Source organism: Fibrobacter sp. UWH6 (assembly GCF_900142465.1).
Classification (GTDB): domain Bacteria; phylum Fibrobacterota; class Fibrobacteria; order Fibrobacterales; family Fibrobacteraceae; genus Fibrobacter.
On record NZ_FRAX01000004.1, the window covers coordinates 91,868 to 114,500 of the forward strand.

The 22,633-nt window shown below is 51.5% G+C and carries 18 protein-coding genes; 13 read left to right on the forward strand and 5 right to left on the reverse strand.

Translation table 11 applies throughout. From position 1 onward, the window contains the following. Positions 1–25 precede the first annotated feature (25 nt). Both BUB73_RS05135 and murC read left to right on the forward strand, forming a co-directional pair. Positions 26–1,078, forward strand: a complete 1,053-nt coding sequence (locus tag BUB73_RS05135; RefSeq protein WP_073284113.1) for a hypothetical protein — start codon at positions 26–28, stop codon at positions 1,076–1,078. Continuing rightward, complete coding sequence (gene murC, locus BUB73_RS05140; RefSeq protein ID WP_073284116.1) at positions 1,078–2,514, forward strand: UDP-N-acetylmuramate--L-alanine ligase; 1,437 nt, start codon at positions 1,078–1,080, stop codon at positions 2,512–2,514. The genes BUB73_RS05135 and murC overlap by 1 nt, the downstream gene beginning before the upstream one ends. 195 nt (positions 2,515–2,709) lie before the next feature. Here the strand turns inward: murC and BUB73_RS05145 are convergent, their stop codons facing one another. Both BUB73_RS05145 and BUB73_RS05150 read right to left on the reverse strand, forming a co-directional pair. Next, entirely contained in the window at positions 2,710–3,735 is a 1,026-nt protein-coding gene (locus tag BUB73_RS05145; RefSeq protein ID WP_073284119.1) for an agmatine deiminase family protein, read from the reverse strand. A gap of 79 nt (positions 3,736–3,814) precedes the next feature. Further along, positions 3,815–4,678, reverse strand: coding sequence for a carbon-nitrogen hydrolase (locus BUB73_RS05150; protein ID WP_073161616.1), 864 nt, complete (start codon positions 4,676–4,678; stop codon positions 3,815–3,817). A 62-nt stretch (positions 4,679–4,740) separates the two neighbouring features. Between BUB73_RS05150 and BUB73_RS05155 the strand changes: the two genes are divergently transcribed. Continuing rightward, positions 4,741–6,141 (forward strand): carboxylesterase family protein, encoded by a 1,401-nt coding sequence (locus BUB73_RS05155; protein ID WP_112131790.1) that lies wholly within the window; start codon positions 4,741–4,743, stop codon positions 6,139–6,141. Between the two features lie 422 nt (positions 6,142–6,563). Here BUB73_RS05155 and BUB73_RS05160 read toward each other — a convergent pair whose 3' ends face one another. After that, entirely contained in the window at positions 6,564–7,700 is a 1,137-nt protein-coding gene (locus BUB73_RS05160; RefSeq protein WP_073284122.1) for an FISUMP domain-containing protein, read from the reverse strand. Between the two features lie 322 nt (positions 7,701–8,022). Next, entirely contained in the window at positions 8,023–9,495 is a 1,473-nt protein-coding gene (locus BUB73_RS05165; protein WP_073284125.1) for a DUF2914 domain-containing protein, read from the reverse strand. A 123-nt stretch (positions 9,496–9,618) separates the two neighbouring features. Between BUB73_RS05165 and BUB73_RS05170 the strand changes: the two genes are divergently transcribed. From BUB73_RS05170 to BUB73_RS05200, 7 genes are all read left to right on the forward strand, one after another. Next, the gene (locus tag BUB73_RS05170) at positions 9,619–11,313 is read left to right on the forward strand and encodes a proline--tRNA ligase (protein WP_073235305.1); all 1,695 of its coding nucleotides are present in this window, start codon (positions 9,619–9,621) and stop codon (positions 11,311–11,313) included. Positions 11,314–11,328: 15 nt separating this feature from the next. Further along, complete coding sequence (locus BUB73_RS05175) at positions 11,329–12,633, forward strand: FKBP-type peptidyl-prolyl cis-trans isomerase N-terminal domain-containing protein (protein WP_073159411.1); 1,305 nt, start codon at positions 11,329–11,331, stop codon at positions 12,631–12,633. A 151-nt stretch (positions 12,634–12,784) separates the two neighbouring features. Next, positions 12,785–14,701: a tRNA uridine-5-carboxymethylaminomethyl(34) synthesis enzyme MnmG gene (mnmG, locus tag BUB73_RS05180; protein ID WP_073159409.1), complete on the forward strand. Its 1,917-nt coding sequence runs from the start codon at positions 12,785–12,787 to the stop codon at positions 14,699–14,701. A gap of 90 nt (positions 14,702–14,791) precedes the next feature. Then, positions 14,792–15,124: a hypothetical protein gene (locus tag BUB73_RS05185; RefSeq protein WP_073284128.1), complete on the forward strand. Its 333-nt coding sequence runs from the start codon at positions 14,792–14,794 to the stop codon at positions 15,122–15,124. Between the two features lie 95 nt (positions 15,125–15,219). Then, complete coding sequence (locus BUB73_RS05190) at positions 15,220–15,828, forward strand: penicillin-binding protein activator LpoB (RefSeq protein WP_073284131.1); 609 nt, start codon at positions 15,220–15,222, stop codon at positions 15,826–15,828. A gap of 27 nt (positions 15,829–15,855) precedes the next feature. After that, positions 15,856–17,028: a putative heme d1 biosynthesis radical SAM protein NirJ1 gene (gene nirJ1, locus BUB73_RS05195; RefSeq protein ID WP_073235308.1), complete on the forward strand. Its 1,173-nt coding sequence runs from the start codon at positions 15,856–15,858 to the stop codon at positions 17,026–17,028. 73 nt (positions 17,029–17,101) lie between these two features. After that, positions 17,102–18,166, forward strand: a complete 1,065-nt coding sequence (locus BUB73_RS05200; RefSeq protein WP_073284133.1) for an Lrp/AsnC family transcriptional regulator — start codon at positions 17,102–17,104, stop codon at positions 18,164–18,166. Here BUB73_RS05200 and BUB73_RS05205 read toward each other — a convergent pair. Continuing rightward, complete coding sequence (locus BUB73_RS05205; RefSeq protein ID WP_158535416.1) at positions 18,163–19,005, reverse strand: hypothetical protein; 843 nt, start codon at positions 19,003–19,005, stop codon at positions 18,163–18,165. The two genes, BUB73_RS05200 and BUB73_RS05205, sit on opposite strands and share 4 nt — an antisense overlap. A 61-nt stretch (positions 19,006–19,066) precedes the next feature. Here BUB73_RS05205 and BUB73_RS05210 point away from each other — a divergent pair, with 61 nt between their 5' ends. Genes BUB73_RS05210 through hemC form a run of 3 tightly spaced genes read left to right on the forward strand, consistent with a single transcriptional unit; the run spans position 19,067 to position 22,596 of the window. Beyond that, positions 19,067–20,305: a CotH kinase family protein gene (locus BUB73_RS05210; protein WP_158535417.1), complete on the forward strand. Its 1,239-nt coding sequence runs from the start codon at positions 19,067–19,069 to the stop codon at positions 20,303–20,305. A gap of 30 nt (positions 20,306–20,335) precedes the next feature. Then, positions 20,336–21,562 (forward strand): glutamyl-tRNA reductase, encoded by a 1,227-nt coding sequence (hemA, locus tag BUB73_RS05215; protein ID WP_073159395.1) that lies wholly within the window; start codon positions 20,336–20,338, stop codon positions 21,560–21,562. 32 nt (positions 21,563–21,594) lie between these two features. Next, positions 21,595–22,596, forward strand: a complete 1,002-nt coding sequence (gene hemC, locus BUB73_RS05220) for a hydroxymethylbilane synthase (protein WP_073159442.1) — start codon at positions 21,595–21,597, stop codon at positions 22,594–22,596. Positions 22,597–22,633: the final 37 nt, after the last annotated feature.

Here is a 22,633-nt window from a genome sequence, read left to right on the forward strand (position 1 = left end):
GAAGGTCGCTAAGTTTCTATTGGGCATGAAAAGGGTTATCGTCTACATTCTTTTGACTTTGGCATTTTGTTTAAGTGCCTGTGAGGATGAGACTCCGAAGAATGAGGTTCAAAAACCTTCTGTCTCCAATACGAAACTTGTGGTAATGGAGACTCCTTTCTTCAGTTCCCGTTCTCAGCATGTCACATTGAAAATACCTAAGGATTGGACCTTTAGAATCCTAGATCATTGGGAACGCCCGGGTTATTTCCTGATAGGACCGTCTGGATCTAAAATGCAATTGGTCCCGCTGATGGCAGGTCCCCGTGATTTAGAAAATGAAAATACGGATGATGTCCTTTTTGTTAGACAGAGAGTCTATGAGGATACTTTGGATGGCGTGCCTAGGCGATTGAATATTTCTTTAGTGAGAGTTCTTCTTAAAGGAAAAAATAAGGCGGCCCCAAAGCACCCTTTCTATTACGAGTTGGTTTACGATCCTACGAAGTCTGACTCGGCGGTTTGTGAACAGGTTGTCAAGTCCATTGCCGTTGTAGATTCTATTCCTGAAAATACCCAAAAACCTGAGTTTATTTTTTCCTGGAGAAATGGCTTAAAAATCCCCAGACTCAGTGATTTCCTTTGTGAAGGATGTTCGTTACAAGATTCTGTTGAATCTCGAAATGACTCCATTCAGTATTTTGAATGCTCTTTTGATAGTGTAACTTATCGCTTGATTTCCGATTCTAACACCGTAGAAGATACCCTTTCAGCAGTGTATATCAAGAAAGGTCTTGATGAATCTTTACCTCGGTGCAAAAATGGACTTCGAACTGGAAATTGGATGGATGTTGGTTATTCGCGAGACCGAATGTATAAAGCCGAGTTTGATTTTAGAAACAAGGATCATTGGATTTATAATAAGATGGATACACTTTTGGGGGATTGGTTTAATGAAAATTCTGATTCATTAACGTTGCGATATGAACATGCAGATGTATATTTCGTGAATGATACGGTGGATCATTTGTATTATTCAAATTACCAGAAAAAAGTTTTGAAAAAAAAGGTTTCTAGGAAACGGAAGAAGGCTTTGTAATGATGGAATCTTATTTCTTTATTGGTGTTGCTGGTGTTGGCATGAGTGCCATTGGCCAGTACTTGGTTGGCCGCGGTGTTGATGTTCGCGGATCTGATCGTCAGTTTGGTGAATATCTTGCTGGCAACTGCGAGAAGCCCCGGGTTATGGAGCAGCTGGAGGAGTGCGGTATCAAGTGCTTTGCCCAGGATGGTTCAGGTGTTTCCGCAGACTTGACCGCCGTTGTGGTCAGCACCGCCATCGAAGATTCCAATCCGGATTTGAAGCGTGCCAAGGAACTTGGTGTGAAGGTGATGCACCGCAGTGAAATGCTGGCCAAGATTTCCAAGGAAGCAAAGACCATTGCTGTGAGCGGTACTAGTGGAAAGTCCACTGTGACTGCCATGATTTACCACATTCTGCAGTACGCCGGTTTGCAGCCTTCTGTAATGACTGGCGCTGGCCTTGTGAATTTGCAGAAGGAAGGTAAGATCGGTAATGCTGTCAGCGGCAAGGGCGAATGGCTGGTGGTTGAAGCTGACGAAAGCGATGGAACGCTGGTCCGCTACGAACCTGAAGTAGGTCTTATTCTCAACGTGGATAAGGACCATAAGGAAATGAGCGAACTGCAGGAAATCTTCGGCAAGTTCCGCGACAACATTTTGAATAACGGCAAGACCTTGATCGTGAATGACGCCCATCCGCTGGCAAAGCCTTTCAGCCAGGATCGTCATAACGACTTCGGTACTGAAAGCTATGTGGGCGTCCAGGGAATTGATTTCCGCACGGAAGGCCCCAGCATCATTTTCCGTTGCCGTCACAATAATGAACTGGTGAAGTTTACGGTACCGCTGCCGGGCCGCCACAATATGGAAAATGCCCTGGCTGCAACCGCAGCCGCGCTCAAGGCCGGCGTTTCCCTCCGCACCTGCGCGGACGCCCTCAGCTCCTTCCCGGGCGTGTTCCGCCGTCATCAGATTCTTGGCACCTTCAATGGCGTTACCCTGGTGGATGACTTTGCCCACAATCCAGCAAAGATTTCTGCAAGTATCCTGAGCGCCCAGAGTTTCACCAAGGGCCGCGTTCTGGCTTGGTTCCAGCCTCATGGATTTGGACCTACTCGCTTCTTGCGTAACGATCTGGTTGAATTCATCAACAAGGCTCTGCGCGGTTCCGACGCAGCCTCCGCAGACGGGGAACGTGCCGCCGACACAATGTACTTCAGCGAAATCTACTACGCTGGTGGAACGGTTACTCGCGACATTTCCGCAGGCGATCTGGCCAACGACCTGGTGGCCCTTGGCGCAGATGCTCGTTACATTGAAAAGCGTGATGAATGTGCCAAGGCTATGGTCGCCGACGCCAAGCCCGGTGATACCATCCTCCTGATGGGCGCCCGCGACCCCAGCCTGGAAAAGTTTGCCCAGAGCGTCCAGAAACTGCTGGAAAACGCATAGAAACTACTTGAAAATTTCAAGTAAAAAATCTGAGAAACGTTCCTCTTTTTTTTTGGGGGGGGGACGTTTTTTTTGCTTTGCACAAACGTTCTGCATTTTCTACAAGTCCAAAAGAAAAAGCCTCTTGAATCAAGAGGCTTTTCTTACAGGTTGCAGTTTTTTTCTGCGGCCCATATTTCAAAGAGTTCGCTTGAACTACGCGTTCTCGTGCTTGCTCATGCAGTGAAGGCTTCCGCCTTCTTCCAGAACGGTTCGGCTATCGATCGCAATAACTTTGCGGTCAGGATAGACGCTCTGGAAATACTTCATAGCGACGGCATCGTTAGGAGACTTGTATTTGGGGAAAATCAATGCTCCATTTGCATAAATGAAGTTCATATAGCTTGCTGGCATGATTTCGCCGGTGGGCAAGGTGCGCTGGGGCGGCATGGGGAGGGTGTCGACCTTGGCGGAATCACCGTAGTGCTTTTTGAGCCAGGCTTCCAACAGGTACTTGGCTTCGGCGAGGATGGGGGCATTGGGGGACTTGCCTTCGGCCCAGCACATGACCACGCGGTCTTTTTCTACGAAGCGGGCGACGTTGTCGATGTGGCCGTCGGTGTGGTCGCCGTGGAGGCCGTGGGGGAGGACCAGCAGATCGCGGAGTCCAAAGGCGCTGCAGAGGGCCTTTACAACCTTGGGCAGGTCCTTGTCGGCGTTGCGGTTCTTGCCGATAAGGCAATCCAGGGTGGTGATGCCCAGACCGTCGCCGTTCACTTCGATGGCGCCGCCTTCAAAGATGTAGGGAACGCTCTTGACCAGCTTGGTTCCGGTCTTTTCGGCGATGGCTGCGGGAATCTTGTTGTCGAGAGTCCAAGGGGGGAACTTGGCGCCCCAGGCGTTGAACTGGGTTTCTACGATGACTTTCTTTTTGCCCTTCTGCATGAAGAACGGACCGTAGTCACGGATCCAGATGTCGTTGTTCTTGATGACCATGACGTTGGCCGGGTGCTTGCAGGAGGCCAGGATACTTTTTTCTTCGTCAGAGAAGAACTTCTGACTGGGGACAATGACGTTGACCGGCTGGAAATCGGTAATGGTCTTGATCAGCTTGAAATAGAAGGCGCGGATTTTTACGCCGCGTTCGCCGTTCCAGTTCTTGGGATTGTGGGGGAAGGCGAGCCAGGTGGCTGCCTGTTCTTCCCATTCAGCGGGATATCGGAGAGAATTAGATGTAGCCATAGATAAATCCATTTTTAGGTTTGAGCGATGAGGTCGGTCGGCGACGCCTCCCTAAACCTCAACGCACCGAAGGTGCGTCCTAGTCGCACCAGATTTTTAGGATGTCGCCGTACAGGTCTACTCGGCGGTCTCTGAAGTGCGGCCACCAGCGGCGATTGAATTCAGTTTCGCCCAGGTCGATTTCGACGATGGAGGCTCCCAGGAAATCGGTATCGCATTTCTTGATCAGGTAGCCATCGGGGGCTGCAACAAAGCTTGTTCCCCAGAAGGTCAGTTCGCCTTCGGTGCCGATGCGGTTTGCAGAAAGCACGAAGGTGCGGTTGGCGATGGCGTGGCCGCGCATGACGGTGGTCCAGCTGTCCTGCTGACGGGGGTAAAGTTCTGCGGGTTCGGATTTCATCCAGCCGATTGCGGTGGGGTAGATCAGAAGGTCTGCGCCCTTCAGGCTCATGATGCGGGCGGCTTCGGGGAACCACTGGTCCCAGCAAATCAGCACGCCGATCTTGCCGGCGGAAGTCTGGATGGGTTCAAAGCCGGTGTCGCCGGGGATGAAGTAATACTTTTCGTAGAAGGCGGGATCGTCGGGAATGTGGCTCTTGCGATAAAGGCCGGCGATGCTTCCGTCGCGTTCAAAGACAAAGGCTGAATTGTGGTAGATGCCGCGGGCGCGCTTTTCGAAGAAGGGGAACACCACGACGGCGTTCAATTCGCGGGCGATGTTCTGCCATTCCTGAACAAGGACGTCATCTTTTTCGATGGCCATGTCGAAGAAGTCGGCGTTTTCTTCGAAGGGGAAGTAGGGCGTGTGGAACATTTCGGGGAGGATGATGATATCAACACCCTGGCCTTTGAGCTTGCGGGCTTCGGCCTTGTACCATTCGTTGTTGGACTTGGTATCACCAGTCCACTTTCCTTGCAGAGTTGCGGTTTTAATCTTTGTCATACCTACAAATTTATGAAAATTTGTCTATATTTCCCGCCGAATTTTTAAGAAAGGAAGAGAATATGAACTATTTTTCATCAAAAACATGGGGCGTAGCCGCCGTTGCGCTCTCTATGTTGGTTCTTTCGACGTCTGCAACTGCCGCAGAACGCTATAAGGATCGCCAGTTCAAGGTCAAGAAGACTACTGACGTTAGCTTCGCTACCAAGGTGCCGCACCTCAGCTCCTATCATACCATTACGGAATCCCTGCTGAAGTACAATCAGGCAGCTTCAATTCTGAAGCAGGACCCCACGACGGTCGCCTACTTCTACAACAACGAAAATGATACCGAAAAGCGCGACCTGAAGCTGGACCTTTATGAACCGAAGGATGACAAGGCCAAGGATCGTGCCCTGGTGATCGTGAGTCATGGTGGTGCCATGGTGGCCGGTGCCAAGGACGATTTCGAACAGAAGTCCGTGAACTATTGCGACTCCCTGGCTGCCCGCGGTTACGTGGCCGCTTCCATTGAATACCGCCTGGGCGTAACCTTGACCGGTAAGGATAAGCAGCTCAGCATCGATAGCGTTGACTTCGCCCGCGCCGTTTACCGTGGCGTTCAGGACGTTCGTGCCGCCGTTCGTTACTTCCGTGCCAACGCCGACAAGTACGGCATCAACCCCGAACGTATCTACCTCCTCGGAAATAGCGCCGGCGCAATCATCTCCCTGGAAGATGTTTATGCCCGTACCGAAGATGATTTCCCCTCTTATATCAAGAAGAAGGGCGCTCCTGACCTGGGTCTCCTGGATGATTACGGTTCTGAGGGAAATCCCTTTGCCAACGGTGTGGTTGCCCTGTGGGGTGCCGTTCACAACCTGAAGATGATTGGTGACAACAAGACTCCGGTGCTCCTGATTCACGGCACCAAGGATGAAACCGTTTACTTCAAGACGGGTCGCCCCCTGAGCAATGTGGCCAAGGTGCTGCAGAACCTGATTCCTTCTGAATTGGGTGCCACTGTGGCTTCTTATGCCTTGGATTTGCACGCTCCCACTCTGTATGGCAGCTATGTGATTGACTCCCTGCTGACCAAGAAGAAGATTGAACACGAAACTTACTTTGTCGAAGGTGTTGCCCACGAATTCTACGATGACGATCCCAAGTACGAAAAGGAAGTGCAGAAGAGAGCCTTCGAGTTCCTTTACAAGCTGACCCAGAGCGAACCTGTGGTGGGTATCGAACGCAAGCCCATTATGCTTGCCCAGGCTTCTGCAATCCGCATGGGCGCAGGCAACATGAACTTCAGCGTTTCTCGCGGCAAGGACCTGCAGTATGCAGTTGTGGACCTTCGCGGTCGTGCAGCCATGAGCGGCAATGTTTCTGCCGGTCAGATGGTTGACCTGAGCTCCCTGAATAGCGGCGTGTATGTGCTCCGCGTGCAGGGTGAACGCGCTATCCGCTTCGGCCTGGGCAAGTAATCGGCCTGAACAAAATCAGCCCGAGTAAGTAATTGCTGCGGGCTCCCTCGGGGCTGTAGACCTCGGAATGGCGCAAAAAAAACGGACTAAACTTTGCTTTGATGCAGGTTTAGTCCGTTTTGTTTTTATGGGTTTGATCCGCGAAAGAGTTCGTCTGACCTTTAATATTTAGGCTAAAATACTAAAAAATGGTCTAACCCAACAAAAATTAGGTTAGACCAAGTATCTAAGATACAGTTTTTAGGTAGGTAAATCTCAGATTATAATAGGGTGTGTTTTTTAGATAGTTATATTACATCTACACTTTGAAAGAACATAGCCTGTTTTTATTGATATTGGACAAAGATTCCCCCCTGCACGGTGTATCGCCGTGCCTTTTTTGTTTAAAATTTCTTGAATTTGGCCTGGATTATGTCAGGCGGCTAGTAATTCTTGACGCAGCGGACAGGGAATCTGTTGAGTTCAGATTTCTGAGCAGCCCCCATTTTAACATAAACGTCATTTACATGGACACTATAAGCAATCGTTGCGGATTCTTCTGCGGGTGTAAAGAAGTTCGTCAGCATCCAGCTGAGTTCATAGTCGCGCATGTCGAACAGCACGGACATGCCGAGCAGGTTCGCGCCGGTCTTGTCCGTTGTCCAGTTCGCCTTCGACGCCATGCTCAATCCGCCTCCCGCCGTATAGTTTTCCCACTCGTAGCCGTTCATGATGTGCCAGCCCTCCGGGCAGATGCCCTGGTGTATGCGGGTGTTGCCGCCGGTCGTATCCTTCCAGAGCACGGAATCGTACTTCGACGATATCCCCATCGCCTCGCTCCAAGTATAGCGGCCGCCCCAGCCGTTCTCGCAGAACCACTCGTCGTTCAGCTCGCAGTACTTCTCCACCTTGCCGTCGTCCAGCCGGTGGACGCTCGAGTCCACCATCTCGCCGTAGTTCAGGTTCTGCGCGAAAACCTCGATGGAATCGTCGTCAATTATCTTCTTGTCACTATCACGCTTGTGGAGTATCAGCGTCGTGTACTTCTGGCCGTCACGCGGGTCCGTGAACTCGCTGAGTGTGCTGTACGGGTTTTCGAATTGGCGGTCCATGTTCGGGTAAACCTTGGGCTTGGGTGGGTAAATTATCGTATCCGTTCGCCAATAGTTATCCCTACACGTCATATACGCAGTTGAATTTTCTTTTACAACTGTGTCCTTGGCGCCCTCCTCGCAACGGCGGGGCAAAAAGACGCTGCTCGACGATGCCACCCCGCTGCTGCTAGATCCCCGGTCGGTGCCGGGGATGACACTGCTGCTGGAGGCGGCACTTTCGCTCGATTTTGCGGAGCTTCCCTTGCTCGAGGAGCTATTCTTGGAAGTCTTCCCGCTGCTGGAGGCGGCGTCGAGGCCTTCGTCGTCGCTCGAGTTCACGGAAATTTCGTCGCCGCTGCTCAGGATTTCGCTAGACGAGGATTCCTTTTCCGGTTCAACGAAGCTGCTGCTGTCGTCGTCACCGCAGGCGGTAAAGCACATGGTAGCGGCAACAAGGGCAAGGGCAAAAGGTAACAGTCGATTCATTTTTTTACTCCAAAGAAAGAAAATAGAAATTGTTGATGAGGCACGGTTCGAGCGACTCGATTTTGAAGCTGTTCTTGCGAGACTTGTTCTTTTTCTTGTTGTTTTTAGGCTATGTTCTATTAGAGTGTAGGACTGCCATTTTATGTTGAATTTACTGAAAAAATGGTCTAACCCAACAAAGATTAGGTTAGACCAAGTATCTAAGATACAGTTTTTAGGTAGGTAAATCTCAGTTTCTAAAAGGGTGTGTTTTTTAGATAGTTATATTACATCTACACTTTGAAAGAACATAGCCAATATTTATGTAGGGGAGTCAGGTTGATTACTGCAGGGTATCGCGGACGAAGGTGTCTTCGGGGGTGGCGTCAAAGACCTCGAACGCACCTGCGCCAATCACGGCGCCGTTCTTGTAGGCGATTTCTACGCGGTATTTGCCGGGGGGCGCGTTCTTCTTGCGAGAGAAACTGCGGAATCCGGTTTCGCGGCCACCGTTAATGACCATGCGGCCCGAAGAGATCTTGTCGGTCAGCTTGAACTTTTCGGTGGTGGGGTCTTCGTAGTACCAGCGGTATTCTATTTCGGCCTTGAGCTTGGCGGGGGCATAAACCGAGGCCAGGAAGTAGACTTCGTTACCTTCTTGCTTATGGACGGTGGGGGTGCCCAGGCCGATCTTTTGCAGGAAGGTGGGTTCGTCCATGTCGCAGGTGTAGGTGGCCTTGTCAAAATTCTGGCAGGCCATGTGTTGCTTTAATACCAGGGGAACAGGCGGAACCCAGTTCATGAGGTAAGCAACCACCAGCAGGATGCTGATGAGGGCGGGTGCAATCAGGACGCCCTTGGAACGGCGGGAAATCTTCCAGATGGCGGTACAGATGCCGAAGGAAAGAAGTGTAGAGAGGAAGAACCATCCGAAACCGATGCGGTGAACCACATGGGGGATGGTGAAGTTCATGAACATGGTCCCCAGCAGGCAGAACAGCGCCAGGTTCAAGCCGAAACTTTCGTAATGCTTCTTGAGGAATTCGTTTCCGACCAGGAGGATTGCAAGTAAAATAACGAGGATGAAGGAGGCGATGGAACCGCTGCTCTTGAAATAGCAGACCACCAGGGCGCTGAACATGCCGCCGAAGAAGAACTGCAGGGCCCAAGTGAAACGGTCCTTCCAGACGGGACTCCATTCGCGGTCCAGGAAGTGGTGCTCTACGACGATGGCGTTCTGGGGGATGGCGGTACTTTCGTAGCCCACCTTGTCGGCCAGCTTCCCGGCGGCGTTTGCTGCGGCTCGGGCGGTAGCTCCTGCGGCGTTTGCGGCGGCATTTGCAGTTGCCTTGGCGGCAACTCCCGCGGCGTTTGCGGCTACACCTGCTGCATTTGCGGCCACTCCTGCTGCCATTTCGGCGGCCTTGCCCAGTTTTCCGGTGGGGGCGGCCTTGGCGGCAGTTGCGGGCTTGGGGGCTTCTGCCTTGATTTCGGCAGGGGGTTCAACCTTTGCTTCGGCCTTGCTGTCGGTTTTTGCCGTGCTTTTGGCGGCGGGCCTTACAGGCTGTGCGGCGGCAGCGGCTGCCAGGCGCTCCTTGGTCCATCCTTCAGGGTGTTCCAGGCGGGCAGACAGCAAAATGACCAGGATCAGGGCGCCGGTGTAGTAGGCCAGCAGAAACCACAGGTCCGAATCATCGATAGACATTCCCAGGGTAATGGAATCCCAGCCGAAACCGCCTAAAAAGGCGATTGCCGGGAAAAACTTCATGATTTTTTGAACGGAAGGCTTGTTGCGAACTTTATCTATAAATTCCATGGCCGAAAAAATACAAAATTGGCGGTGCCAAACCCTGACATTTAAAAAAATAGCTGTTGTAATATTGCTAAATTTTCGCCCGAAAAATTTGTCTTATAGTCCATACGGATTTAAAGGATCGTTATGAAACTCTCTAAGTACTTCTACGTCACGCTCCGCGAAACGCCCAGCGACGCTACCATGCCCAGCCACATCTTCCTGATGCGCGGCGGCTACATCAAGCCCGTTTCCACCGGTATCTATTCCATGATGCCCATGGGTTTCCGCGTGATCCAGAAGATCACCAACATTGTTCGCGAAGAAATGAACAAGATTGGCGGTATCGAAGTGGATCTGCCTGTGGTTCAGACCGCAGACCTGTGGAGCGAATCTGGCCGTTACCAGGCCATTGGCGAAGAACTTCTCCGCTTTAAGGATCGTAACAACCACAACATGGTGCTGGCCATGACCCACGAAGAAGCCATGACCGATATGGCCCGTTACGTTCTGAACAGCTACAAGCAGCTGCCCTTCATGCTGTACCAGTTCAAGACCAAGTACCGCGACGAAGCCCGTGCCCGCGGCGGTCTGATCCGCGTTCGCGAATTCCTCATGAAGGATGCCTACAGCTTCCACTCTTCTCAGGAAGACCTGGACAAGCACTACCAGGAAGAATATGACGCCTACCTCCGCATCTATCGCCGCGTAGGCATTGAACCGGTGGTGGTGCAGAGCGATACCGGCATCATGGGCGGTAAGGTTGCCCACGAATTCATGCTGGACACTCCCAACGGCGAAGACTACCTGATCCTCTGTAAGAAGTGCGGCTACCAGGCTAACCGTGAAATTGCAAAGTTTACCCGCGAAACCTACAAGGGCGACGCCAATGCCATGCCCGAAAAGGTTGAAACTCCCCACTGCCCGTCTATTGAAGAACTGAGCGCATTCCTGAAGATCGATCCCAAGTCCACCGCCAAGTGCGTGTTCTTCGACTTCGAAGGCAAGCTCATTACCGTCATGGTTCCGGGCAACCTGGACGTTTCCGAAATCAAGCTCCACAACCTGCTGAAGGCCAAGGAACTTTACCCCGCAGACGACGCTCTCATCAAGTCTTGCGGCATGGTGCCGGGCTTTGCTAGCCCCATCGGCGCACACGACACCCGCATCATCGTTGACGAAGCTCTGGCTGACGCTTGCGATCTCGTTATGGGCGCAAACGAAGAAAACTACCACTTGCTGCACTGCACCCCGAAGCGCGACTTCCCGGCATTCGAAGTGGCCGACATCGCCGAAGCTCAGGGCGGCTGCAAGTGCCCCAGCTGCGGTGGCGAACTTTCTGAAACCCGCGGTATCGAACTGGGTAACATCTTCAAGCTGGGTACCAAGTTCTCTGAATCCATGGGTGCCAAGTATCTTACTGCCGAAAAGACCACCGCTCCTGCCATCATGGGCTGCTACGGTATCGGCATTGGCCGCTTGATGGCTTCTGTTGTTGAAAATAGCCACGATGACTTCGGCCCCATCTGGCCCAAGTCCATCGCTCCCTTCCAGGTGGAAATCGTTCCCATCGGCAAGGAACCGGAACTGGTCGAACTGGCTGAAAAGTTCGAAGCTGAACTGGAAGCTAATGGTATCGACGTTCTCGTGGATGACCGTGACGAACGTCCGGGCGTCAAGTTCAAGGATGCCGACCTGTGGGGCTCCCCGGTCCGTATCGCTATCGGCAAGAAGGGTCTTGCTAACGGCGAAGTGGAATGGAAGTTCCGCAACGAAAAGGAATTCACCATGGTCAAGGTGGAAGACGTTGTCGCCAAGGCCAAGGAATATTTTGCTGAATAATTAGGAGATTACAAAATGAACATGAAAAAGTTTGCTCTGGGTGCCGCAGCCCTCGCTCTGGTTGCCTGTAATGAACAGGCTGCCAAGAAGGTTGTTGCCATCGATGCCAATTCTACCGACGACCAGAAGTTCGCCTATATGCTTGGTGCTCAGTTTGGTGGTCAGAACGCTACCTTCATTCCTCGCCAGATGGGCGAAGAACTGTACATGGACGCTGTGGTCCAGGGCGTACGCGACATGGTGAAGGCTTCTAAGGATACCAGCTTCAAGCCGCAGATGACCGATGATTCCCTGCAGGCTGTGGGTGGCCGTTACACTGCTATCGCCCGTAACCGAGCCCAGGCAACCCGCCCGGATAGCGCAACCTTCGCTTCTTTCGAAGGCGACCAGCAGAAGATGCGTGCCTGGATGGATTCTGCAACCAACGCCCTGCCTGTTGTTGCAGCCCAGGCTTCTACCGGTGCTAACGTTACCATTAACGCACAGTCCAGCGACAATGCCAAGTTCTCTTACCTGATCGGTATGCAGTTCGGTAACCAGCTGAACGCTATTGGTGGCCAGTTTGATACTTCTCTTGATGAAGACTACTTCATTCTCGGTATCAAGGAAGCTGCCGCCAAGGTGAAGGACTCGACCCTTACCCTCCAGCTGCCCCAGGATTCTCTGGCTGCAGTGGGCCAGCGCTACCAGCAGAAGGCTCAGGAACTCCGTCAGGCTGCCATGAAGAAGCAGCAGGAAGAACAGGAAAAGGTGAAGGCTGCCGTGGCTGAACTCCGTGGCGATACTCTCGCTAACGGCATGCCCAAGCTCATGAACTACAAGGTTCCTGTAACTGGTGTTACCGGTAAGTCTACCGACCTTTCTGACATCGCCGGCAAGTCTGCCCTGGTGTTCTACTTCTCTGCAACTTGCGGCCACTGCCAGCACGCTGCTCCCCAGATTCTCGACATCGCCAAGGAATTTGCTTCTACCGGCCTGACCACCCTGGCTGTTGCTAGCGGCGGAAACAACAAGGTTGGCATCCGTAAGTTCATGGACAACGCCAAGTGGGACGAAACCATTAACGTTGTGTGGGATGAAACCCGCGAATTCGGCGAACTCTATAGCGATGGCTACGTTCCCAAGGTCTACCTGGTGAACCCGGATGGTACCTACAAGCTGTACGGTTCCTTCGAAAGCGAAAAGGAAACTTTGAAGACCGAAATCGCTGCCTTGCTGAAGGGCACTCCGGTTGTCTGGACTGTCGAAGCTCCCAAGGCTGCCGAAGCTCCGGCTGAAGCTCCTGCCGCTCCTGCAGCACCTGCTCCCGCAGCTAAGTAGTTTAGAGTTTAAAGGTTAAAGATTAAAGGTTAAAGGATTTGGCTGATTCTAATGAGCTCGATTCTTTAACCTTTATCCTTTCCGCTTTATCCTTTCCGCTTTAATCTCGTTTTAACCCTTATCCTTTCTGCTATCCGCTTTATCCTAACCTATGATTATTGCTGAATACGACGTTGTTGTGATTGGTGGCGGTCATGCCGGTATCGAGGCCACGCATGCTGCCTGGAAACTTGGCGTAAAGACGGCCATGCTGACTATGGAAATTGATGCCATCGGTCGCATGAGTTGCAACCCGGCTGTGGGCGGTGTGGCCAAGGGCCAGATCGTTCGCGATATCGATGCCTTGGGTGGCCTGATGGGCTTGCTGACCGATAAGGCCGGTATTCAGTTCCGCATGTTGAACATGAGCAAGGGGCCTGCCGTTTGGGGACCCCGCGCCCAGTGCGACATGAAGTATTATAGCGAAGTGGCGAAGGAAGTGATTACGAACCTCCCGGGGCTGGATGTAATCGAAGGGGAACTGGCTGCCTTTGAACGTATGGCTGATGGCCGTCTGGAATTGACCTTGCTGGACGGCAAGCGTTACATTACCAAGTCTATCGTGGTGACGAGCGGAACCTTCCTGGCTTCTAAGATGTTTACCGGTCTGGATACCAGCATCGGTGGGCGAGTCGGGGAGCCTAGTTCCGACAAGCTTTCGGAATGCCTGGCCCGCGAAGGGGTGCAGCTCCGTCGCCTTAAGACGGGTACGCCTAGCCGCCTGGATCCGGATTCCATCGACTTTAACGAATGCGAAGTGCAGCGTGGTGACGATTCCCCGTGGCCCATGAGCGACCGCCACTTGGACAATGCCGTTCCCGGCCGCGATGCGAACTACTTCTGGGGCGACCCCAAGAACAGCTTTGTCCGCAACGATTGCGTCTGCTGGATTACCCGCACCAACATAAAGACTCACGATATTCTGCGTAGCGGCTTTAAGGATAGCCCCATGTTCAGTGGACGTATCCACGGCAAGGGCCCCCGCTATTGCCCCAGTATCGAAGACAAGATCAACCGCTTTGGCGACCGTGATGGCCACCAGCTGTTCCTGGAACCGGAACAGGCCGATATTGGTCGAGTGTATATCAACGGTTTCAGCTCCAGTCTGCCGGCGGATATTCAGCTCCAGGCCATTCATACCATTCCTGGCTTGACCCGCGCCAAGGTGCTGCAGATCGGTTATGCGGTTGAGTATGATTCCGTAGATGCGACCCAGCTTTACCCCACCTTTGAATGCAAGAAGGTGCCCGGCCTCTATTTTGCCGGCCAGGTTTGTGGCACCAGCGGTTACGAAGAGGCTGCTGGCCAGGGTTTGATGGCTGGTATTAATGCTGCCCTTAAAGTTAAAGGCGAAGAACCTCTGATTCTGGGCCGCTCCGAAAGCTACCTGGGCGTCATGGTGGATGACCTGGTGAACGTTCTGCTGGACGAACCCTACCGTATGTTTACCAGCCGTGCCGAATACCGTCTGTTCCTCCGCAGCGATAACGCCGAAGCCCGCCTCAAGGAAAAGGCCCGCAAGATCGGCATGCTGTCGGAATCCGACTTTGCCGACTGGGTCCGCCGTCAGGAACTGATGGCTACTGTAAAGGAACGTCTTGCAACTACCAGCGCCCTCCCCGAAGAGGCAAACAGCATTCTGGCCGAAGGTGGTCAGGCCCTGGCAACGGAACGTACCCGCTGGATTAACGTTTTGCGCCGCCCCGGCATCGACCCTGAAGTGTTTTTCAAGGTGGCTACTCCCGATTTGAACATTTCCCGCCGCGACCAGTGGTATATGTATGCCGAAGAGATTTATGCCGGTTTCTTCGACCGTCAGGCCCGAGAAATCGACGACCAGAAGAAGATGGAGTCTGTAAAGCTGTCTCCGGACCTGGATTTCATGCAGATTTCGGCCATCAGTATCGAAAGTCGTCAGCGCCTGAACGCCCAGAAGCCCCTCACATTGGGCCAGGCAAGCCGAATTCCGGGGGTCCGACCGGCCGATATTACGGTTTTGGCCCACTGGTTGGAAAATCGCTACGCCTAAAGAGGGATTTTTTGCTTTACAATCTTTGCTAAAAATCAAAAAATTACTACATTTGGCCCGACAATTAACAATATTTTCAAGAGGTATATCATGGCAGAAGAAAAAGTCGAAGAAGTTAAGGTTGAAGCTGCAGAAACTGCAGAAGTTAAGGTAGAAGCTAAGGAAGAAGTTAAGGCTGCCGATAAGAAGAAGGCTCCCCGTAAGGGTGGCAAGCGCCCGTTCAACAAGAAGGGTGGTAAGTTCGGTGGCAAGCCGGCCGCTCCTAAGGCTCCCAAGGTATTCAGCGACTCTCTTGAAGATCGTTTCCCGGCTCTCGCTGCAAAGCTGAAGAAGCAGATCGAAGATGGTATCAAGCAGAAGATCAAGGACGCTCAGAAGGACCCGAAGGTTGCTGAAGCTTCCAAGAAGTTCGCTGATAAGTAATTCTTCTGAATCTCAAAAAATCTTGAAAGTGCCCCTGTCCTCGGATGGGGGTATTTTTTCTATATATGGGTCATAAAATCTAAAAGGAGATAATTATGCGTAAACTGTTCGCTCTTCTCGCCGTTGGTTGCTGCCTTTGCTTTGTTGCTTGCAGCAGCGGTGGTGGCAAGTCCGTTACCCGTATCGACGAAAATTCCACTACAGACCTGTCTGGCAAGTGGAACGACACCGATTCCCGCCTGGTGGCTGACGAAATGATCTCTAGCTGCCTTTCTAGCGCAAAGATCGACCGTCTCATCAAGTCTATGGATCGTACTCCCACTGTCGTAATCGGCAAGGTCAAGAACAAGAGCCACGAACATATCAGTGTCGAAACCTTTACCAAGGACATGGAACGTGCCCTGCTGAACTCCGGTGCTGTTGACTTCGTTGCCAACTCCGACGAACGCGCAGAACTCCGCCAGGAAGTTATGGACCAGCGCGGCAACGCTACCGAAGAAACCGCCAAGGAACTGGGCATGGAACAGGGCGCCGACTGGATGCTCACCGGCACCATCAACACCATCGTCGACCAGGAAGGTGGCAAGTCCGTTATCTTCTACCAGGTTGATATGGAACTTACCGACCTCCAGTCTCACAAGAAGCTCTGGATTGGCGACAAGAAGATCAAGAAGTTCGTCTCCCAGGATTCTGTGAAGATGTAATTTGACCTTAGGAACCGAGAATTCACGATGATCAGTATTACCAAGCTTTTGATGGATGCCCCAAATTATGGGGACCAGTTGCGCTATACTCCCAAGGCTCACGAAGCCAAGAACGGAGTTTCTGAAGGCCGCGGCCCGGTGGTGGTTTGGAACTGCACCAAGACCTGCAACCTGAAGTGCGTACACTGCTATGCCCGTTCTGAAGCCATCAAGTATCAGAACGAACTGACCCACGAAGAAGGTCTGGCACTTATCGATCAGCTGGCTGAATTCAAGGTTCCTGTGATCTTGTTCAGCGGTGGCGAACCTCTGCTTCGCCCCGACTTTTTTGAACTGGCCAACTATGCGGCCAGCAAGGGCATTCGCCCTACAATTTCTACCAACGGTACATGCATCACTCCCGAAGTGGCCGAAAAGCTGAAGGCCATGGGGGTGGGCTATGTTGGTATTAGCCTTGATGGTAACGAGTCTACCCATGACAAGTTCCGCGGTAAAGAGGGCGCCTATAAGCTTGCCATCCGCGGCATTCGTAACTGTGTGGCTACCGGTCAGAAGGTGGGCCTCCGCTTTACCATTACCAAGGACAATTTCCGCGACCTGAATTCCATCTTCGATTTGATCGAAGCCGAAAACATCGATCGTGCCTGCTTCTACCACCTGGTCTATAGCGGCCGTGGCAGCGGCATTGTTGACCATGACCTGAGCCACGAAGAAAGCCGTGAAGTCATGGACTTGATTATCGACCGCGTTCTTGATTTTAAGAAGCGTGGTCTCAATAAGGAAATTCTGACTGTCGACAATCACGCCGACGCCGTGTATCTGTACCAGCGCATGAAGCGCGAAGATCCGGAACGCGCCAAGAAGATTCTGGAACTGATCCAGAGCAATGGCGGTAACCGTAGCGGTATGGCTTTCGGTAACATCGACAGTATCGGTAACGTTCATCCCGACCAGTTCACCCAGTACATTACCCTGGGCAATGTTCGCGAACGCAAGTTCGGCGATATCTGGACCGACGAATCCAATCCCATTATGGCGGGCCTCAAGAACCGTAAGCCGCTGCTTAAGGGTCGCTGCCCCAAGTGCGCCTTCCTGAACCTTTGCAACGGTAACTTCCGTACCCGCGCCGAAGCTGTTACAGGTGACTTCTGGGAAATGGACCCGGCTTGCTACCTGAACGACGACGAAGTGGTTATCTAGTCAACAGTGATTAGTGGTTAGTGATTAGAATTATAAACCTGTTTACTAACCACTGCTTATTAACCACTATATTATGACTGAATTAGAACAGCAAATCCTTGACATCATCCAGGACGGATTCCCCATTGTGGAACGTCCTTATGCTGCCTTGGCCGATATGCTGAATCGCGAAGCCGTGTTGCAGCATGCGGATGATGCTCAACATTTGCATACTACGGAACAGCTTGTATTTGATGTGGTTGAATCCCTTCGTTCATCTGGCGTTATCCGTCGACTTGGCGGTGTGTACGATACAAAACGACTTGGTCTGGTAAGCCGCCTGTGTGCCGGCAAGGTTCCTAGCGTGGCGACTGGTGCCACTGACGATTCTGCCCTGGAACAGTTTGCTGCTGCGGTTATGGAAATTCCTGCCATTACCCACAATTACGTCAGGTCTCACCAGTATAATGTGTGGTTTACGGTCATTGCCGAAAGTGAATTGGCTTTGCAGGCTGTAATCGATAAACTTTGCGGGGAGACCGCTCTGCACGATGTTCATTCCATGCCGGCCCGCAAGATGTTCAAGATCAACACGGTCATGTCTCGGCGTTCCAGGACTTCGACAAAGCAGGGCGAACCTTCGGCTAGCGCGATGAACTCGGTAAGTTCGGCGAATGCCTTGAACGTTTCGGCGTTGTCTGTTTCTGACCGAACCCGCATCCGGTTGCTGAGTGGAGATTTGCCTCATTCCCTGACTCCGTTTAACGAACTTTTCGCGGATGTCATTAGCGGGACGAAGTCTCTGGCGGATCTTTTACAGGATGCTTGTTCTGACCTGACGTCCAGGCGTATGCGCCGATTCGGGGCCGTACTTCGCCATCAGGATGCCGGCTTCCCGTGCAATGCCATGGTTTGTTTTGATGTGGCTGATGGGTCTGCTGCCGGTGCGGTTCTCGCGGCGAATTCCCACGTGTCCCATTGCTATGAACGCCCTCCGTTTGAGGGGTTCCCCTATAATGTTTATGCCATGTTCCATGCTTCTACAAGCGAAGAACTTCTGCGTTTTGTGAACGAGGCTGTGGCGGCTCTTGGCAATCCTCAGTTTGCGGTACTGCATTCTGTACGCGAACTTAAGAAGACCAGCTATAAGTACTTCTAGATTCCTGCTTTCAGGAAGATGCCGATGCGATGACCCGTCTCGAAACCGAAGAGGGTGCCTTCGTGAATTTCGTAATTGAGACCTAGGCTAATGGGGAGGGCGCTGAACCTTCTGGAAAGGTCGAATCGCATCTTGTAACCATGGAAGTCGTCCTTCATTTTGCGGTAGGGCTTGTCCATGTGCAGGTTTTCGGATTCGTGGATTCGGTTCTGGTATAGGAACACCTGGTCAAAAATCCAGCCACTCTGTGTGCTTTCGTTCCACCAGAATTTCCATGCCAGAGATGCCTTGAAGCCGACTTCGTCACCTGGGGCGAAGTCGTTCTTTTCAAAAAATCTGTTGTACCTGAATGCGGTCCCCAAAATCAATCTTTGCGTAAACTTGAACGCGTAGAAGGGCTCTATGTTCAGACGGTGGAATCGGTTCCGCTGGGAACCTTCTCCTGGAGGGAATCGCCAGCCGACGTTCAGGCCGGCACCTTTCAGAATGTCGGCTTCTTCGTTGACGAAGGGCATGAACTTGGCGCCTACGTAGGTTTCGTTAAAACCGTTTACGTGAAGGTTGCAGTAATTGTGGACGTACCCCTTGGTCGAATATTCGTAGCTGAAGCTCAAGAAGCGGAAGGCTCCGTCAACATAAAGGCTGGCCTTGCCACCGGTCATAGGAAGGGCAAACTCGGCAGAGACATTCATGTCGGCACTGTAGATGTCTTCGTCTAGATCGACGGCTCCTTCTACAGAGGCCCAGGTGCTTGGGGGTAAAATAGGGTGCAGGACTTCGGTTGCGTAGGCCATGGCGGCCGCGCCCAACAACATTAAAATGGAAGTCCCTCGCATCATGCTCCAAATATATCAAAGATTTAAACAAATGATGATTTATGTTGTATTTTTGAAATGTCGTATGCGGTTGTCTTTCGTAAAAAGTTTGATGTTCCTTTTGATCGCCTTGTTGTTTGGCGGTTGTGTTTATGATGGAACGGATGACGAAATGGATTACTTGCCCATTGATGATTCGCAGTACCCTTATGCGGGTATTCCCCGTGTGGTTATCGAGACCGAAAATTTTTCTCAGATCCGGGATGTTGAAACGGAATTCCCGTCGCGGCTCCAGATTTATGGCGACTCGGCTCCGGTTAGCGGTGTCTATAAGCTGACTGTTCGTGGCCGCGGAAATTCAAGCGCCAAGATGCCCAAGTACGGGCTGAAACTGGAATTTGAAGACAAGGTAAAAATGTTCGGCATGCCCAAGAATAGGGACTGGGCCCTGATCGCCAATTATGGGGACAAGACTCATTTGCGGAATTTTATGATGTCCAGAATTTCGGAATGGCTTGGGGCGAGATATACTCCCAAGATGCAATTTGTAGAGCTTTATCTAAATCGCAAATATATGGGCCTCTACCTTTTTTCTGAAACCGTAAAGGTGGGCAAGAACCGGGTGAACATCGAAGAGAACGATTCTACCTTTTTGTTTGAAAAGGAAGACAGTAAAAAATTGGATCCGCCTTATGTGACCACGAATTTGGGATACACATTCCATGTGAAGTCGCCCAAGAATATGACGGAAAAGTCAGAAGCGCTGCTGACGGAACACCTGAATGAATTTGAGATTTTTATTCATGGCGGTCACAATGGTTATTCTGATACCATGAGCAAATGGATTGATATGGAAGATTATCTGCGCTACTATTGGGTGCAGGAATATTCAAAGAATGAAGATGGCTCTTTTGCCCGCAGCGTTTATATGACTTGGTCGAAGGGAGGCTTGATTCATTTTGGCCCCCTGTGGGATTTTGACCTGGCTTTCGGCAATGCTTCCTATGATCAGAATAAATCTGCCGATGGTTGGTACATTCGTTCTCAACGCTGGAACCGTCTAATTTTCAATGACTATTACGTTCTGTTGGAAGCGCAAAAATTCTGGGAAGATCACAAGGAACTTTTTTATGACTTGATCGATAGCGTGCCCCTGTACCGTAAGGGAATCGAGAAGGCTATTGCCAATGAATACAAGCGTTGGCCCATTATCCGCAATACCGAAAACTGGGCTTTGAAGGAACCGTATGATTCTTACGATGAAGCGGTTGAAGCCATGGTGAAGTGGATGAAAGAACGGTACGAATGGATTGAAGAACATTAAAGATCAGAACGTTTTTTCTACATTTGGGCCATGCGAAAAATCTACATGGCAGGAATGAGTCATAAGGTCGCGGATATTGCTGTCCGCGAGAAGTTCTATATCCCCATGGATATAAAGACCGAAACTCTCCAGCGCAAACCTTTTGATGAACTTTTGATTCTTGCCACCTGTAACCGCACTGAATTTTACGTGGCCAGCGACAGGGAACTTGAAGAAGGCGAACTGGTCCGCTACATTTGCGGATTGGTTGGACAGAAGTTTGAAGACTTCGGACAGTTCTTCTATGTGAAGTGTGGTGACGATGTGGCCCATCATGTGATGAACGTGTGTGCGGGCCTGGATTCCGTGGCCGTGGGGGAGGACCAGATCCTTAACCAGATTAATCGTGCTTACGAAACGGCTCACCAGCTTGGGGCTACAGGCAACAGCCTGAATAAGCTTTTTCAGAGTGCCATTCACACCACCAAGCGCATCAAGACCGAAACCAATTTGAGCAAGCTTAGCTGCAACATTCCCTTTTTGGCCATGAAGCAGGTCCTTAAGACTTTTGACGATCTTGAAAACCGTTCGGTCTACATTATCGGCCTTGGCGAAATGGGTTCCCTGATGTTGAAGTATGTTCAGGAATATACGACTCACATTTTTGCCAGCAGCCGCACTTTTTCTAATGCCGAAAAGTTTGCCGACGTGTTGACTCCTGTTCCGTTTGAAAACCGCTACGATGTGGTTGGAACGTGCGATGTGGTCATTCTATGTAGCGCTTGCCATGACCCGATTATTACCAGGGATGAGTACGCTGCCGCCTTAAAGGAAAAGTCCCACTTGGTCATCGACTTGGGAAGCCCCCGTAATGGTGAAGCCTCTATTGGCGAACTTCCGGACGTTACCTATGTCTGCGTCGATGAACTGCAGAAAGTTGTGGATGAAAACCGCCGCCTCCGCGTTATCGAACTGGAGGCCGCCCAGAAAATCCTTCAGGAAGGTATCGAGGAATTTTTGCAGTGGTACCGCATGGATGATGTGGCCAAGCTTATTAATGTCCAGGCCGAAAAGATGATGCGGATGGCTTCCGAGGAATCTGAGAAATTGCTCCGCTCCTTGCCGAATTTGGAAACTGCGGAATCTGAAAAAATTCAGATGATGTTTGAACGGTTCGCCAAGAAAATCGCCAGCGAGTACCTCTATAAGGTAAAGGACAAAAATTCTCCTGAAAACGTTCAGAAGTATTTGGAATGCCTTTGCAACGTGTCATCCTGAGCGTAGCGAAGGATCTAGCAGAAGGTTATGTAATGAAGCTAAGAATCGCGACCCGTAAGAGCGCCTTGGCGCTTGCCCAGACCACCCAGGCTGCCGATGAAATCGTTGCGGCCAACCGCAGTTTTTTCGCTGACGAAAAGGTCGGTGGGAATTGCGCCGATGGTGGGGACTGCGCGGGCCTCTCATACGAACTGGTTTCTATGACTACTGAAGGGGACCGTCGTCTGGACAAGTCCCTGGCAAGTTTTGGAGGCAAGGGCGTTTTTATCAAGGAACTTGAAGTGGCTCTTCTGGAAGGGCGCGCTGACATTGCGATTCATAGCCTGAAGGATATGCCTGCCGAAGTGCTTCCCCAGTTTAAGTTGGCTGCCGTGTTAAAACGCGAAGATCCCCGTGACGCTTTTTTGGCCCGCGGGGGTGTCGCTGGCATCCGCTTTATGGACCTGCCTGCGGGAGCCAAGGTTGGAACGGGTAGCATTCGACGTGTCGTTCAGCTGAAGGCCTTGCGCCCGGATTTGGAATACGTTCCCATTCGCGGAAACATCCAGACCCGCATTTCTAAGCTGGCCGAATTGGACGGTGTTGTCCTTGCTGCCGCCGGCTTGAACCGAATGGGGTTGACGGATCAGGTGACTGAATATTTTAGCACCGAACAGATGCTCCCTGCCAGCGGCCAGGGCATCCTCGCCATTGAAACCCTGCGCCAACCCGAAGAGCTGTGTGTCGAAACGATCCTCTCCCGCGTAAACCACGTTCCCACCTTCTGTATTGCCGTTGCCGAAATGGCTTTCTTGAAGGCTCTGGATGCAGGATGCCAATTCCCTGTGGCAAGTTTTGCAGAATTTGAAAAAGACGCAATTGGTGATGTACGTACTTTGAAAATTCGCGGTATCTATTGGGACGAATCTTCCTCTCGTTTGCTTCGTGCTGAAACGTCCCGTGAAATCCACATGAATGAATCCAATACGCTCGAAGAATCCAAGGCTTTGGGCGTTGCCCTTGCGGAACTCATTAAAAAGCAGCTGGCTGAATAATAAAAGATTTTACGTCCTACCATAAATTCTAAATTAT

What these genes read in the sequence shown, in the direction of transcription:
- BUB73_RS05200 (WP_073284133.1), top strand. Translation starts at nt 17,102, where the DNA reads ATGACTGAATTAGAACAGCAAATCCTTGACATCATCCAGGACGGATTC.
- BUB73_RS05150 (WP_073161616.1), bottom strand. Translation starts at nt 4,678, where the DNA reads ATGACAAAGATTAAAACCGCAACTCTGCAAGGAAAGTGGACTGGTGAT.
- mnmG (WP_073159409.1), top strand. Translation starts at nt 12,785, where the DNA reads ATGATTATTGCTGAATACGACGTTGTTGTGATTGGTGGCGGTCATGCC.
- BUB73_RS05160 (WP_073284122.1), bottom strand. Translation starts at nt 7,700, where the DNA reads ATGAATCGACTGTTACCTTTTGCCCTTGCCCTTGTTGCCGCTACCATG.
- BUB73_RS05165 (WP_073284125.1), bottom strand. Translation starts at nt 9,495, where the DNA reads ATGGAATTTATAGATAAAGTTCGCAACAAGCCTTCCGTTCAAAAAATC.
- BUB73_RS05170 (WP_073235305.1), top strand. Translation starts at nt 9,619, where the DNA reads ATGAAACTCTCTAAGTACTTCTACGTCACGCTCCGCGAAACGCCCAGC.
- murC (WP_073284116.1), top strand. Translation starts at nt 1,078, where the DNA reads ATGATGGAATCTTATTTCTTTATTGGTGTTGCTGGTGTTGGCATGAGT.
- hemA (WP_073159395.1), top strand. Translation starts at nt 20,336, where the DNA reads ATGCGAAAAATCTACATGGCAGGAATGAGTCATAAGGTCGCGGATATT.
- BUB73_RS05190 (WP_073284131.1), top strand. Translation starts at nt 15,220, where the DNA reads ATGCGTAAACTGTTCGCTCTTCTCGCCGTTGGTTGCTGCCTTTGCTTT.
- BUB73_RS05205 (WP_158535416.1), bottom strand. Translation starts at nt 19,005, where the DNA reads ATGATGCGAGGGACTTCCATTTTAATGTTGTTGGGCGCGGCCGCCATG.
- nirJ1 (WP_073235308.1), top strand. Translation starts at nt 15,856, where the DNA reads ATGATCAGTATTACCAAGCTTTTGATGGATGCCCCAAATTATGGGGAC.
- BUB73_RS05210 (WP_158535417.1), top strand. Translation starts at nt 19,067, where the DNA reads ATGCGGTTGTCTTTCGTAAAAAGTTTGATGTTCCTTTTGATCGCCTTG.
- BUB73_RS05175 (WP_073159411.1), top strand. Translation starts at nt 11,329, where the DNA reads ATGAACATGAAAAAGTTTGCTCTGGGTGCCGCAGCCCTCGCTCTGGTT.
- BUB73_RS05135 (WP_073284113.1), top strand. Translation starts at nt 26, where the DNA reads ATGAAAAGGGTTATCGTCTACATTCTTTTGACTTTGGCATTTTGTTTA.
- BUB73_RS05185 (WP_073284128.1), top strand. Translation starts at nt 14,792, where the DNA reads ATGGCAGAAGAAAAAGTCGAAGAAGTTAAGGTTGAAGCTGCAGAAACT.
- hemC (WP_073159442.1), top strand. Translation starts at nt 21,595, where the DNA reads ATGAAGCTAAGAATCGCGACCCGTAAGAGCGCCTTGGCGCTTGCCCAG.
- BUB73_RS05145 (WP_073284119.1), bottom strand. Translation starts at nt 3,735, where the DNA reads ATGGCTACATCTAATTCTCTCCGATATCCCGCTGAATGGGAAGAACAG.
- BUB73_RS05155 (WP_112131790.1), top strand. Translation starts at nt 4,741, where the DNA reads ATGAACTATTTTTCATCAAAAACATGGGGCGTAGCCGCCGTTGCGCTC.